Here is a 14770-nt window from a genome sequence, read left to right as displayed (position 1 = left end):
AAACTTCGCTTTACAAGGGGCGAGCGCCCAACCTTCTCGGCGTATCGTGTGTCTGTAGTGTATGGGAACGAAATTGCTTCGACACTCAATTAGAGATCGTTCGTTTTTATCCATTTGTCCTAGCTTCTTTTGCGTTATTAAAATTTGTTACTTTATTTGCATTTTCGTAGCGGATGTAAGAGATAACAGTATATTATTGCGAAAACGGTTTCGAATAGTAATTCTTGTGAAGTCACTATTTATGGCGGGAATATTGAATAAATAAATTAAAACCACATATTTTTTTAAAAAAATTCTGTAAATTGGTTATTTTTATGTTGATTTTTGGAAGTAATGATATTATTATATGTTTTGTAAGCGATTTCTTTAATTGTTTACGAAACCGATTTCGTTGAAATTGAAATCTATCATTTTTGGGGGTGTTCATTTCTTTATAGAAATCTCATATTTGTGAAAAACTATTAAAATATTAAATAATTTGGGGGGTTATGATTTTGAAAAGAATGAAAAAGTTTGCTGCCTTAGGTTTATCGTCATTGCTTGCACTGTCTTTAACTGCTTGTAGTGGGAATGATACATCAAGTAAAACGAGTGGTAAAGATGAAAAAATCACGTTGGATTTTTGGACATTTGGCTCGACTGGTTATGAGGATTTAGCAAAAGAATACGAGAAAGAAAACCCAAATATTAAAATTAAAGTAAAAGCATCTGAAACAGCTGATCATCATGATGCGCTTTTTACCGCATTATCTGCTGGTAGCGGTGCACCTGATATTACAATGTTAGAGATTGACCAATTTGACCGTTTTAAAGTGGCTCAAGATCGTTTCGAAAATTTATATGATCTTGGTGCGAAAGATGTGAAAGACCAGTACTTGGATTGGAAATGGAAGAGTGGGGAAAACCAGGACGGAGATTTCTTATTTGGTCTTCCTACAGATATTGGACCTAAAGGGTTGTACTACCGAACAGACGTATTTGAAAAAGCGGGACTTCCAACTGATCCACAGGAAGTAGCCAATCTGATTAATTCACCTGAAGCATTTGAAAAAGCTGGATTACAAGTTAAAGAGAAAACAAAATTGCCATTTGTTGATAGTATTGAAATGGCATATAGAGCTTATCTAGATTCTGCCGAAACAGCTTACTTGACTACTGATAATAAATTAAATTTAGGAGCAGACAGTGACGTGAAAAAAGCATATGACTATGCTATTCGCTTAAATGAACTTGGAATCATAGGTAAATATGATATGTGGACTCCAGAGTGGGCAAATGCCGTTAACAAAGGTGAATTTGCGGCAGAGTTAGGAGCAGGATGGTTAAAAGGATGGATGGAAGGAAATGCTCCTGATGCTGTAGGAAAATGGAGAGTTGCTACATTACCAACTGAGTTTGCTGCAAACTGGGGTGGTTCATACATTGCTGTACCATCTGAAACAAAACATTCCCAAGAAGCTTATGATTTTATTGAATGGCTTGTATCACCAGAAAATCAATTAAAATCATTCCAAAGCCATGGATTATTCCCATCTGCCCAATCTGTATATGATATGGAAGAATTTAAGACGAATGCAGATGAATTCTTTGGTGGTCAAGCAACAGCTCCAGTATTTGCAGAAGCTGCAAAGGACATTAGTGGCATAGGATATAAAGGTGAAAAATATGCTTCCATCCACAGCGAAGTATTGAATGCGCTTAAGAATGTCCAAAATAAAGGAGCAGATCCAGAAAAAGAATGGAAAGCTGCAGTGAAGCGCGCAGAAGATTTATTAAGCCGTTAATCTAATATTTGTTCTATAAAAAACAGGGTCACTAAAATCTACTTACTTTTAAATAATACGAAAAAATCGGTCGGCTTACACATACGAGCCTCTAGCGAGAAAAAGGTTTGTGGTAGGCCGGCGATTCTTCACATATTGGTTTTTTTGTGAGGAAAAAGAATAGTGATTGATAGATAGGGAAGTTTGGACGTTTATATGGTACCATGCTCCCTTGAATATGAAAAGAGGTGGGGAAATGAATCCTATCAGTAATAAGGAAACTGTGAACACTATCAGTAAGAAGCAGCCTATTCATAAAAAGCAGAAAAAATTTAGGTCTGAGCAAAAAAAGGATATGCTGTCAGGATATTTATATATAGCGCCTTTCTTCATAATTTTTGCAGTTATCGGCCTATATCCTATGCTTTTTAGTATTTACCTAGCCTTTCAAAAATGGAATGGCTTAAGCCCGATGACATTTAACGGACTGGCTAATTTTGAGACTGTACTAACAGATCCTCTATTTTGGAAATCAGTTTATAATACGATAATTATAGGAATTATGGGAACAGCTCCACAGTTAGTCGTCGGCCTTATTTTAGCTTATTTGTTGAATATGGCTTTTCTTAAGTTTAAAAGTTTCTTTCGTGTAACAATTTTTATGCCCTATTTAACTTCAATGGTTGCTGTAGCCCTTATCTTTAGTGTGTTATTCAGTAATCATGAATCTTCTTTAGCCAATTATGTATTAACTCATTTCTTTGGACTTGACCCAATCCATTGGGCAGCCTCTGAATGGGGAACGAAAATTGCGATATCCATTATGGTGTTCTGGCGGTGGGTAGGATATAACACGATTATCTATCTAGCTGGAATTCAAGGTATACCAAATGATTTATACGAGGCAGCTACCATTGATGGTGCCAATAAATTTCATCAGCTTTTTTACATTACCATCCCAATGATGAAACCATTTATTATCCTAACGGTATTCACTTCAACAGTTGGTGCCATGCAGTTATTCTCTGAACCGACTGTATTTTTAGGAACTGATGCTTTCACAAGGGACGAAGCTATGACAATTGTTATGTACTTGTATAGAGATGCATTTAAATTGCAGTCATTTGGAACAGCATCCGCAACTGCAATCATTCTATTGGTTATCATTTCATTATTTGCTGTCATAAACTTAAGTTTAACGCAAGGATTTGGAAGAAAAAAGAGAGGTGTGGATAAATGAGTAAACATGACAAAAGAAAACGGAAAAAGTTTTCCATAGGCAGATTATCCATTTACTTATTTTTATTTATTGCTGCTATCGTTTCGTTGTTTCCATTTTACTGGATGTTTGTCATGGCAACAAGACCGAGTGCTGCCTACAATTCAATCCCGCCAACTTTAACACCAGGAAATATGCTGGTTGAAAACTTTAAAAAGGTATTAAGTCAAATTGATTTTTTTGGTGGGATGTGGAATTCATTTATACTGTGTTTGGTTGTAACAATCATAGTACTACTCATTAGTTCATTAGCAGGCTTTGCTTTTGCTAAATTTAGATTCCCGGGAAGAAACATATTTTTTATTGCGATTTTGGTAACCATGATTATTCCACCGCAATTAGGGTTAATCCCACAATACTTCTTAATTTCTAAAATAGGACTTCTAGATACCTTACAAGGAGTTATGATTGTATCCTTTTTAAATCCTTTAGGGATATTTCTAATGCGCCAATATATATCCGAGGGTGTTCCTGATGAATTAATAGAAGCAGCGAAATTAGATGGGTGTTCGAATTTCCGTATCTATTGGGGAATTGTATTACCGATTATCTTACCAGCGTTTGCTACTCTTGGGATTATTGTATTTACTGCTGTTTGGGGAGAGTTCTTATGGCAGTTTACGGTTTTAAGAGATCCGGAAATGTATACTATTCAAGTTGCATTGGCACAGTTGGGCAATACTCATAATATTGATTTCGGTATGATTTTATCTGGTGTGTTCTGGGCAACTGTTCCATTATTAGTCATTTTCTTATTATTTAACCGATTATTTATATCAAGTATTACGGAAGGGTCTGTGAAATAAAGACTATTTCCTGCCGTGCTATTGTTTCATTCTCCAACTTTTATTAATCTAATATTAGGAATGAATTTAGACGGAAATAGAAGGGATAAAACGATGAGTTTAACAATAAAGGACATTGCACAATTGGCAGGGGTATCACCATCAACCGTTTCGAAAGTATTAAATAATTATGGCGAAATAAGTGAGATGACTAGAAAAAAGGTCATGACAGTTATTAATGAAATGGGCTACGCACCAAATTTTTCGGCTCGGTCACTGGCAACGAAAAAATCAAGTCTCATTGGACTTATCTATGCAGGTAAAATCAATGTAGACATGACTCATCCATATTTTAATGAAGTTATTTCGACTTTTAAGAAAAATATTGGATTGCTTGGATACGATATCTTAATGTTTTCTAATGAACAATTTCAAGGAAGTTATTTAGCAAGATGCAAGCACTTTAATTTGGATGGTTGTTTGATAATTGCAGGTGAAGAAGTGGAGGATGCTACATTTGAACTTGCTGAGAGCGGTTTTCCTTGTATTGGAATTGATATTGAATTAGTTGGTCCAAAAGCGAGCTACGTCATGACGGACAATGTAAATTTATCAAGGAAGGTAGTAGAACATTTTTATTTGAATTCTCTTAGAAAAATTGGTTATATCGGCGGGATGAGTGAATCCGTCATTTCTAATCTAAGGTTAAAGGGGTTCAAGGATGCGATGAATCAGTTTGGCCTTGAAATCAGGGAAGATTGGATTCAATATGGAGATTACCATGAAGAAAGTGGTTATATCGCAATGAAGAGAATACTTGAGTTGAAAGATTATCCAGAAGCTATTTTTGCTGCATCCGACTTAATGGCTTTAGGTGCACTAAGTGCTATTAAGGAAGCTGGACTTCATACACCTAGAAATATCCGAATTGTAGGATGTGATGATATTGCTGCTTCCCGCTATAGCGATCCTAAATTGACCACGGTCAAACAGGATAAGGAGAAAATCGGTAAATTATCTGCTTTTATGCTAAATGACTTGATAGAAGGAAAATCAAAATTAAAGCCAGTGTATACCGACTCTGAAATTATTGTAAGGGAAACGTGTGGGACGAACAAAGCCTTTAGGTGAGTTCAGGACTGATTTAGGAGCTTTCTTACATGAATAATAAGACTTGGATGGATGTTAGGAGGTTTTTTGGTGAACTATTATGCAGTATTTGATGTGGGAGGCTCCGCAATAAAATTTTCGCTTATGGATGAATTGGGAAACTTTATAGAAAAGTCTTCTGTTCCAACTCCCAAAGACGGAATTGATTCTTTCGTGGATACAATCGAAACTGTGGTGAAGAATTTTCAAGAAAAGAATGAGATAATCGGCATCGCCTTAAGTATGCCAGGAGCAGTAGATGTAGAAACAGGATTTATTAAAGGAACCTCAGCTCTTCCTTATATTCATGGGCCAAATATAAGGAATGTCATCCAAGAACGGACAAAATTACTTGTTGAGCTTGAAAATGATGCTAATTGTGCAGGGTTAGCGGAGGGATGGATGGGTGCTGCAAAAGAAGTCGATGATTATATATGTATTGTAATTGGGACTGGTATTGGTGGTTCTATTTTTCTAGATAAGAAAATTCGTCATGGCAGCCATCTTTTTGGAGCAGAATTTGGTTACATGATTTTAGAGGATTATCTGAATCAGCCGCTAGGGGAATCATGGAGTTCTCTTGCAGCAACTGGAGGTTTAATTAAGCAAGTTGCGAAACGGAAAAATTTGGATCCGATTACTCTGGACGGGCAAATTGTATTTAAGATGGCAGACGAAGGTGACTGGGAAGTACAGGAAGAAATAGAGAAATTTATTAAGCGCTTAGCTGTAGGAATTTATAATTTACAATACATTATTGATCCGGCAAAAATTCTAATCGGAGGAGCAATCAGTAAACGCGAAGGGCTTATTGAACAGATTAACGAAAAGCTAAAAATTATGAAACCAACTGAAGAGTGTTTAAACATCCAAGTTCAGCCATGCCGATTTGGAAATGACTCGAACTTAATTGGAGCTCTATACCATTTCTTACAAAGAACATCTAGTCCGTTAAGTGGTGTAACTGAAGGGGAAATGAATATATCTTCTTTAAAAACTATTTCTAGTTAAGCACGAATAGAAATTGGATTATGGATTCTGTTGTAAGGTTTAAACATAGGGGATAATTGCTTTTTAGTATTTTTTCTCATTCTCATTCACTTCTAGAGCTGGAAGGAATGTCATTTACGTGTTATAAGTTCCAGTAGTAATTATTTGATTGCACATAAAATCATCCTTTCTTTTAATGTTGTGTGGTAACTTCATTTTACTAAAAAAGGATGATTTTTTTGTGCGTTTATTCAGAAATATATATGAAAGGGAGTCCAAAAAATTAGCTTTCACTCACATTTTGGACAGCCCCCCTTCTTACTATTTGAAGCTAGTTTTGTTCCAGCCTCTTATTTTATCAAGTGAATTATAATTCCTGCCCTTTATTAAAAGTCTTAAGATAGAATCTATTCGAATGACTTCCCTAGCAAGAATAATTCATGATATGATAGAAACTAGGATTCTTTAGAATGGAGGCATGGGCGTGTCAAATACCCCTAAAAATCGTACAAATGTTGATATATATGGAACACAATATACAATAATAGGGAAAGAACCTTCTAACCATGTTAGACTGGTTGCCTCCATAGTTGATGAAAAAATGCGTGAAATTCATGTTTTGAATCCCTCACTTGATACCAATAAACTTGCAGTACTTACCGCAGTAAATATAGTAAACGACTATGTAAAGCTAGAAGATCGAGTGAAAGAATTAGAGGAAGAATTAAAAAGAAGAGAAAAGGACTGACAATGTTCATGTTAGATATTATTTTGGTTATATTGCTGCTTTTTGGTCTTCTTAGAGGACTAAAAAGAGGATTTATTATGCAAATTATACACTTAACAGGATTTATTGTTGCGTTTATTGTTGCTAATAAATATTACATCCCGCTATCGCAAAAATTAACACTATGGATTCCATATCCAAATATAGGAGAAAGTAGTTTGCTGCAATCTTTTATTCAAACGGCAAATATAGAAGACGTCTTTTACAGAGGGTTCTCCTTTGTTGTGATATTTTTTGTGGTGAAAATCGTTTGGCAAATTATTGGAAGTATGATAGATTTTGTTGCTAGTATTCCAATCTTAAAACAGTTAAATACATGGGCTGGAGCGGTCCTAGGATTTGTCGAAACGTATTTGCTATTATTCCTTCTATTATTTATTTCTATTTTAATCCCGGTTGATTTTATTCAAGCTCAATTAAATGAATCCTCGGTTGCCGCATGGATGATAGAAAACACTCCATATTTTTCAGAGAAAATAAAAGATTTATGGTTTGATTATATGGCTTCATAGAAAGAGGAAACTCTTCTAGCTTTATATGTAGCTAGAGAGTTTTTTTGTTTAGTTTAAACAGGTACTACATAATTATTGAATTTATATAGTTCATGGTATGATAGGTAGATGAGAAGAAGAGTTATTTTACATATGTGGGTGATAAAGGATGATTACAAATAAAGATATTATTCGATTATTAGAGCAAATTGCGATATATATGGAGCTGAAAGGAGAAAATCCATTTAAAATCTCTGCCTTTCGAAAAGCGGCCAATACGATTGAAACAAGTGAATTGAACTTAACCGACATAACCGATCTAACGGAACTGCCGGGAATAGGAAAGGGAACAGCTGCTGTTATAGAAGAATATCTAAAAGAAGGCAAGTCGTCTGTTTTACAAGAGTTAAAAGACGAAGTTCCAAAAGGATTAATACCATTGCTGCAGCTGCCAGGTCTCGGTGGGAAAAAAATCGCAAAATTATATAAAGAGTTGTCTGTCGAAAATGCAGAGGATTTAAAAAATGCATGCTTAAAAGGAGAAGTGCAAGCATTAAAAGGTTTTGGCAAAAAGACAGAAGAAAAAATTATGGAAGCCCTTCAAAATGCCGGATCTCGCCCAGAGCGACTGCCAATTGCATTTATGATTCCGATAGCAGTCTCCATTGAGGAACAACTAGCTAAGATGGAAGGGGTTGTGCAATACTCTAGAGCCGGAAGTTTAAGAAGAGTTAGGGAGACGATTAAAGATTTAGATTTTATTGTCGCCACAAATGCTCCTGATCAGGTGAAAGAGCAATTGCTTCAGCTTCCGTCTATAAAAGAAGTAATAGGAGCAGGATTGACAAAAGTTAGTGTAATACTAGGGCTGGATTATGACGTTTCTATCGACTTTCGGTTAGTGAAACCAGAGGAATTTGCAACAACCTTACATCATTTCACAGGTTCAAAAGAACATAATGTGCGAATGAGACAGCTAGCTAAGGAACGCGGAGAAAAAATAAGCGAGTATGGCGTTGAAAATAATGAAACAGGCGAAATAAAAACCTTTAAGACAGAAGAAGCGTTTTATCATTATTTCGAACTGCCCTTTATTCCTCCTGAAATAAGAGAAGATGGAAAAGAGGTAGAAAATTATTCAGATGATAGTGAGCTTATTTCCTTGGAAGATATTAAAGGAGATTTGCATATGCATACCACTGCAAGCGATGGTGCACATACATTAGAAGAAATGATAGAAGCAAATCGAAAATTAGGCTATCAATACATGGCTATTACAGACCATTCTCAATATTTAAAGGTTGCCAATGGATTAACACCAGATAGAGTGAGAAAGCAAATAAAAGAAATTAAAAGGTTAAATGCTAAATATGAAGATATAACTATTTTAGCTGGTGCTGAGATGGATATATTACCAGATGGCACACTAGATTATGATGATGAATTATTGAAAGAATTAGATATTGTGATTGCCTCTATCCATTCTGCTTTTTCACAATCGAAAGATAAGATAATGAATAGATTAAAAGCTGCCATGGAAAACAAATATGTTGATATCATTGCACACCCAACTGGTAGGAAAATTGGCAAAAGAGATGGTTATGATGTTGACATGGAAATGCTCATTCAATTAGCGAAAGAAACGAATACTGTCTTGGAATTGAATAGTAATCCTAACCGCTTAGATTTAAATGCAGCACATGTCAAAATGGCACAGGATGCTGGCGTAAAGATTGTCATAAATACAGATGCTCATTATAAGCATGAGCTTAATAATATGGCCATCGGAGTATCCACCGCGAAAAAGGGCTGGATAAAAAAATCTACTGTATTGAATGCTATGTCCAAAGAGGAATTATTAGCCTTCTTATATAAAGGTAATTAAGTATGCTTGGATGAGAATGGGGGAATCTGCAAGGTATAGCTGTTTTCGCCTCCGTCCAAGTCATGACGTGAAAAGCATTCTCTCTGTTGAAAAGGGATAGCTTAATGGAAAAGAACGCTCTAAAAGTCAGAAGAACCAATAAAAAATATGATTAAACCCGAAATGGGGATAGCAAAGGAGATTACTCCATGCAGGAAAGAGTATTTAAAACGTTAGAATTTGATAAAATTAAAGATCAATTAATCGAGCATGCATCTTCTTCATTGGGAAGAAATAAAGTGGAGGAATTAGTTCCATCTACTGATTATAATGAAGTTGTAAGCTGGCAAGAAGAAACAGATGAAGCTGCTAAGGTATATCGCATGCGTGGATCCATCCCTCTTGATGGAATCTATGATATCCGCGCCCATGTGAAAAGATCCTCTATTGGCGGTATGCTTAGTCCAGCTGAATTAAATCAGATTGCCAGTACCGTTCATGCTAGTAGACAAATGAAACGATTTATTGAAGAATTTCATGAAGAAGAGCCTATTCCGATACTGTTTACTTTAACAGACAGTATCATGGTGCTTGTCGAAGTAGAAGAAGAAATCAAGATGGCTATTGATGAACAAGGTGCAGTGATGGATAGTGCAAGTGATGCCCTTAGAACATTAAGAAATCAGCTGCGTAGAAATGAATCAAAAGTACGAGAGAAACTAGAAAGTATGATTCGTTCTTCAAGTGCCCAAAAAATGCTGTCTGACAGTATTATTACAATCAGAAATGATCGGTATGTTATCCCGGTTAAGCAAGAATATCGAGGCAATTATGGGGGGATTGTTCATGATCAAAGTGCCTCTGGGCAAACCCTCTTTATTGAACCACAGTCTGTAGTGACACTAAATAATGAACTTCAAGCTATTCGGGTCAAAGAACAACAAGAAATTGATCGTATCTTAACGCAATTAACGGCACTCGTAGCACAATATGAAGAAGAGCTATTGCATATTGTCACTGTATTAGCAGAAATTGATTTTATGTTTACAAAAGCAAAATATGCTCATCGGTTAAAAGCATCCAAACCAAAAATTAATAATGAAGGAAAGATTGTTCTGCTTAAAGCGAAGCATCCACTTATACCGCCAGAGGTTGTGGTGGCGAATGATATTATTCTTGGGGATTCCTATACATCTATCGTTATTACCGGACCAAATACGGGCGGTAAAACAGTAACTTTAAAAACAGTAGGTCTATGTACTTTAATGGCACAAGCAGGCCTGCAGATTCCAGTATTAGACGGTTCGGAAATGGGCGTTTTTAAATCTGTATACGCAGATATAGGGGATGAACAATCCATTGAACAGTCTTTAAGTACGTTCTCTTCCCATATGGTTAATATTGTTAGTATTCTTGAAAAAGTAGATCATGAAAGTCTTGTTTTATTTGATGAGTTAGGAGCTGGAACAGATCCTCAAGAAGGAGCAGCTCTAGCTATTTCGATTCTCGATGAAGTAAACAAACGCGGAGCAAGAGTTATTGCGACTACTCATTATCCAGAGTTAAAGGCTTATGGATATAATCGCGAAGGCGTTGTAAATGCAAGTGTGGAATTTGATATTGAAACATTAAGCCCGACATATCGATTACTTATTGGAGTACCGGGAAGAAGTAATGCCTTTGAAATTAGTAAGCGGTTGGGCTTAAAGGAAGATGTGATTAATACAGCTCGGTCACATGTAAGCGAGGATAGCAATAAAATCGAGAATATGATTGCCTCCCTGGAGAATAGTCGTAAGCAAGCGGAAAGAGAGCATGAAGAAGCGAAAGATTTATTAAAACAAGCGGAAATGCTACATCGTGATTTACAGAAACAAGTAATGGAATATTACGAGAAGAAAGAAACACTGCAAGAAAAAGCAAAAAGAGAAGCGAAAGAAATTATCGAAAATGCTAAAAAAGAGGCCGAAGCTGTTATTGGCGATTTACGAAAAATGCAGCTCGAAAAACGAGCAGAAGTAAAAGAACATGAACTAATTGATGCAAGAAAACGTTTAGAGGATGCAACACCACAAATAGAAAGACAAAAACAACCAGCTGCGTCGAAGACGAACCATGTTTATCAGCCTGGCGATGAAGTAAAGGTTCTAACCTTTAATCAAAAAGGACAATTACTAGAAAAAGTTTCCGATAAAGAATGGCAAGTCCAAATTGGTATTATGAAAATGAAGGTCAAAGAAAAAGATCTTGAATTCATCAAAGCACCAAAGGTGGTAGAAACAAAACCACTAACCACGATAAAAGGAAAGGATTATCACGTTAGCTTGGAGTTAGATTTACGTGGCGAGAGATTCGAAAATGCTCTTGCTCGAGTAGAAAAGTATATAGATGATAGTCTGCTTGCTGGCTATCCACGAGTCTCCATTATTCATGGAAAAGGAACAGGAGCCCTTCGTTCAGGTGTTCAAGAGTATTTGAAAAATCATCGGGCTGTAAAAAGGATTCGTTTTGGAGAAGCAGGAGAAGGCGGCAGTGGTGTAACGGTTGTCGAATTTAAATAAACTTTCTTTTGGGAGAATAAAGGTAGAGGAGAAACCTTATGGCACAATTTTGGGAAAATGAATATGTAAAAACGGCCGGCGATTATAGTGTTGTTATTTTAAGCCTTGTTGTATTTTTAGCTATATTTGAACTTGTAACAAAATATAATAATTGGGATGAAATAAAAAATGGGAATCTAGCAGTTGCGATGGCGACAGGCGGGAAAATCTTTGGAATAGCGAATGTTTTCAGCCATTCGATTATGCAAAATGATTCTTTACTGAAAATGATTATCTGGGGTGTATATGGTTTTGTCCTATTGTTAATTGGTTATTTCATCTTTGAATTTTTAACCCCTAAATTTAATATTGACGATGAAATAAAAAATGATAATCGAGCAGTCGGCTTTATTTCTATGATTATTTCTGTTGGTTTATCTTTTGTAATTGGGGCAGGTATCTCTTAATAAATATAGTATTTTAAAGGGAGCTAGGACATAAAAATTCCAGCTAAAAAGCCAAACAAATCACATTCGCATGATTGTTTGGCTTTTTTAGTTACATTTAAAAAGGCTGTTTTTTATGCGGAATTGTGTCAATTAAGGGGAAAGTAGGCTTATACATAATCCAATGAATATGTTCCTCCATATAATAAGCTAGTACAACAATAGAATTAAATGGAGGAATTGTGTTGGAAACAGAGAAAAGATGGTTAAAACTTTATCCTGATCAAATTGCCAAAAATGTTTATTATCGTGCAGATACTCTCCCACAATTATTAAAATACGCGGCAAATGAGTATCCAAAACATAAAGCTATTCATTTTATGGGAAAAGAAATGACGTTTAAAACACTTTATAAGAAAACATTGCAATTTGCAGCATATTTGCAGCACTTAGGTGTAAAAAAAGGGGACAGGGTTGCAGTAATGCTGCCGAATATTCCACAAACAGTTATTAGTTTCTATGCAATCTTGCAGGCGGGAGCTATTGCTGTACCAGTAAATCCGCTTTATCAAGAGCGAGAAATAGAATTTATTATGAAAGATTCAGGGGCGAAAGTAATTATAACATTAGATATGCTCTACAACAGAGTGGAAAGAGTAATGAAGCAAACAGATCTTGAACATATTATTGTTACATCTATTAAAGATTATCTCCCATTTCCCAAAAATATTGTCTATCCATTCATTCAAGCGAAAGAGCAAGGAAAACCTCCAACAATTACATCATCAAACTCTACTCATCTATATACCCAAACATTAAAGTCCAAAGAATCAGTCCTAAAGGAAGTACCGATAAATTTTGAAGAAGATATAGCGATTCTACAATACACTGGCGGAACGACAGGTTTTCCAAAGGGAGTTATTCTCACCCATCAAAATTTAGTAGCCAATACTTCTATGTGCAGACAATGGCTATATAAGATGGAAAAGGGAAAAGAAAAAATGCTTGCCGTCATGCCATTATTTCATGTGTATGGACTTATGACAGTTCTTGTATTATCAGTAATGGAAGTATATAAAATGATTCTTGTTCCGAAATTTGATGCGAGTGGTTTGTTAAAAACAATCCATAAACAAAAGCCAACTGTCTTTCCAGGAGCACCTACTATCTACATTGGTTTAATGAATCATCCAGACATAAGCCAATACGATCTTTCCTCGATTAAAGGAGCGATTAGTGGTTCTGCTCCATTACCAGTTGAGGTTATTGAGAAATTTGAGGAAAAGACAGGCGGGAAAATAGTAGAGGGCTATGGATTAACGGAAACATCTCCTGTTACCCACGTGAATTTTCTTTGGGACAATGAAATTGTAAAAGGAAGTATTGGTGTTCCTTGGCCAGGGACTGATGCAGCTATTTTTTCATTAGAGTCAGGTGAAATATTGCCAGTGGGAGAAGTTGGGGAGCTTGCAATTAAGGGGCCGCAAGTGATGAAAGGATATTGGAACAATGATGAAGAAACCAATAAGGTTTTAAAAGATGGCTGGTTACTAACTGGTGATATCGCATATATGGATGAGAAAGGGTATTTTTATATCGTCGATCGGAAAAAGGACATTATCATTGCAGGCGGCTTTAATATCTATCCTCGTGAAATTGAAGAAGTTTTGTATGAGCACCCAGCTGTCATGGAAGCATCAGTTGTGGGAGTGAAGGATCCTTATAGGGGAGAGACAGTGAAAGCATTTATTGTATTGCGCGAAGGAATGACGGTTACAGAAGAAGAACTGAATCAGTTTATGCGTAGGAAATTGGCATCTTTTAAAGTACCTCGTATTTATGAATTTAGAGAAGAACTTCCGAAAACAGCAGTAGGAAAAGTATTAAGAAGACAATTGAAGAAAGAAAGTGAAGAAGAAAATGAGTAATGAATCATTGCAGATTGTGGTTTTATTATCGAGAACCGTTTCTCCTGAGGCTACCCTCGTACTTGAAGAAGAACAAGTACTGGTAGAGGAAAAAGAGTTTATCATCAATCCACCAGATGCGATAAGTTTAGAAGAAGCCCTACAATTAAAAGAAAAATATGGTGGGCATATAACGGTGCTGATGGTAAGTAAAAAAGAAGGAGAAAAGCAATTGAGAACAGCTTTAGCTATGGGAGCAGATCAAGCTGTTTTAATAGAATCTAATCCTGATGAAGATCATCCAGCTCATATAGCTAAAAAGATACAAGAATATTTGCAAAATATAGACTACGATGTTCTATTAGCAGGAGATTTTTCTACAGATGGAGCAACAAGTCAAGTAGGTCCTAGGGTTGCTGCTTTATTAGATATTCCCTACTTTGTGAAAGCAATTCGAATCGAACAAGAGGAAAAACATGCAAAAATTAAAAGAAATGCAGATGGAGACATCGAAACATATCAAGTTCCGTTTCCTTTTTTAGCTACCATTCCACAAAGTTTACACGTTCCAAGATTGCCATCACTTGCTGGGATCATGAAAGCAAAAAAGAAGCCTTTTCGATTTATCCAGGTAAAGGAAAACCACGCAAAAACGCTCAGCCACTATTCATATCCACAATTAAATCGTAAAAAAATGATGTTGCAAGGGGAAATAAAAGATCAAGTTGCTTCCTTATCCAAATTATTAAAGTCATTGTAATGGAGGAGT

Annotated in this window: 12 protein-coding genes; all 12 read left to right on the top strand. The window is 35.9% G+C overall.

The annotated features are described in order from the left end of the window. Window positions 1-503 precede the first annotated feature (503 nt). On the top strand, window positions 504-1784 hold the full coding sequence (locus tag NSS71_RS12340; protein ID WP_047942147.1) for an ABC transporter substrate-binding protein: 1281 nt from the start codon (window positions 504-506) through the stop codon (window positions 1782-1784). 235 nt (window positions 1785-2019) lie between these two features. Next, window positions 2020-3003 carry a carbohydrate ABC transporter permease gene (locus NSS71_RS12335; RefSeq protein WP_217275553.1) on the top strand — a complete coding sequence of 328 codons (984 nt, stop codon included), beginning with the start codon at window positions 2020-2022 and terminating at the stop codon, window positions 3001-3003. Beyond that, on the top strand, window positions 3000-3848 hold the full coding sequence (locus NSS71_RS12330; RefSeq protein ID WP_047941915.1) for a carbohydrate ABC transporter permease: 849 nt from the start codon (window positions 3000-3002) through the stop codon (window positions 3846-3848). The genes NSS71_RS12335 and NSS71_RS12330 overlap by 4 nt, the downstream gene beginning before the upstream one ends. 93 nt (window positions 3849-3941) lie before the next feature. Then, window positions 3942-4958, top strand: coding sequence for a LacI family DNA-binding transcriptional regulator (locus tag NSS71_RS12325; RefSeq protein WP_047941916.1), 1017 nt, complete (start codon window positions 3942-3944; stop codon window positions 4956-4958). 69 nt (window positions 4959-5027) lie between these two features. Further along, on the top strand, window positions 5028-5987 hold the full coding sequence (locus NSS71_RS12320; RefSeq protein ID WP_144546659.1) for an ROK family protein: 960 nt from the start codon (window positions 5028-5030) through the stop codon (window positions 5985-5987). Window positions 5988-6450: 463 nt separating this feature from the next. Next, a complete protein-coding gene (gene zapA, locus NSS71_RS12315) occupies window positions 6451-6714 on the top strand; it encodes a cell division protein ZapA (RefSeq protein WP_047941918.1) in 264 nt (87 codons plus the stop codon). 8 nt (window positions 6715-6722) lie between these two features. Then, window positions 6723-7265, top strand: coding sequence for a CvpA family protein (locus NSS71_RS12310; RefSeq protein WP_047942150.1), 543 nt, complete (start codon window positions 6723-6725; stop codon window positions 7263-7265). A gap of 148 nt (window positions 7266-7413) precedes the next feature. Beyond that, window positions 7414-9129, top strand: a complete 1716-nt coding sequence (gene polX / locus NSS71_RS12305; RefSeq protein ID WP_047941919.1) for a DNA polymerase/3'-5' exonuclease PolX — start codon at window positions 7414-7416, stop codon at window positions 9127-9129. 188 nt (window positions 9130-9317) lie between these two features. Beyond that, window positions 9318-11669, top strand: a complete 2352-nt coding sequence (locus tag NSS71_RS12300) for an endonuclease MutS2 (protein WP_047941921.1) — start codon at window positions 9318-9320, stop codon at window positions 11667-11669. Window positions 11670-11707: 38 nt separating this feature from the next. Then, window positions 11708-12115, top strand: coding sequence for a DUF350 domain-containing protein (locus NSS71_RS12295; RefSeq protein ID WP_047941922.1), 408 nt, complete (start codon window positions 11708-11710; stop codon window positions 12113-12115). Between the two features lie 224 nt (window positions 12116-12339). Next, complete coding sequence (locus tag NSS71_RS12290; RefSeq protein ID WP_047941923.1) at window positions 12340-14022, top strand: long-chain-fatty-acid--CoA ligase; 1683 nt, start codon at window positions 12340-12342, stop codon at window positions 14020-14022. Then, entirely contained in the window at window positions 14003-14761 is a 759-nt protein-coding gene (locus NSS71_RS12285) for an electron transfer flavoprotein subunit beta/FixA family protein (protein WP_141232338.1), read from the top strand. Before NSS71_RS12290 ends, NSS71_RS12285 begins: the two co-directional genes overlap by 20 nt. The last annotated feature ends 9 nt before the right edge of the window (window positions 14762-14770 follow it).

It is taken from the genome of Niallia sp. FSL W8-0951 (genome assembly GCF_038006525.1).
Taxonomy (GTDB): Bacteria; Bacillota; Bacilli; order Bacillales; family Cytobacillaceae; genus Niallia; species Niallia circulans.
The sequence above is the reverse complement of the archived record's forward strand: the minus strand, read 5'-3'. Positions and strand labels throughout refer to the sequence as shown.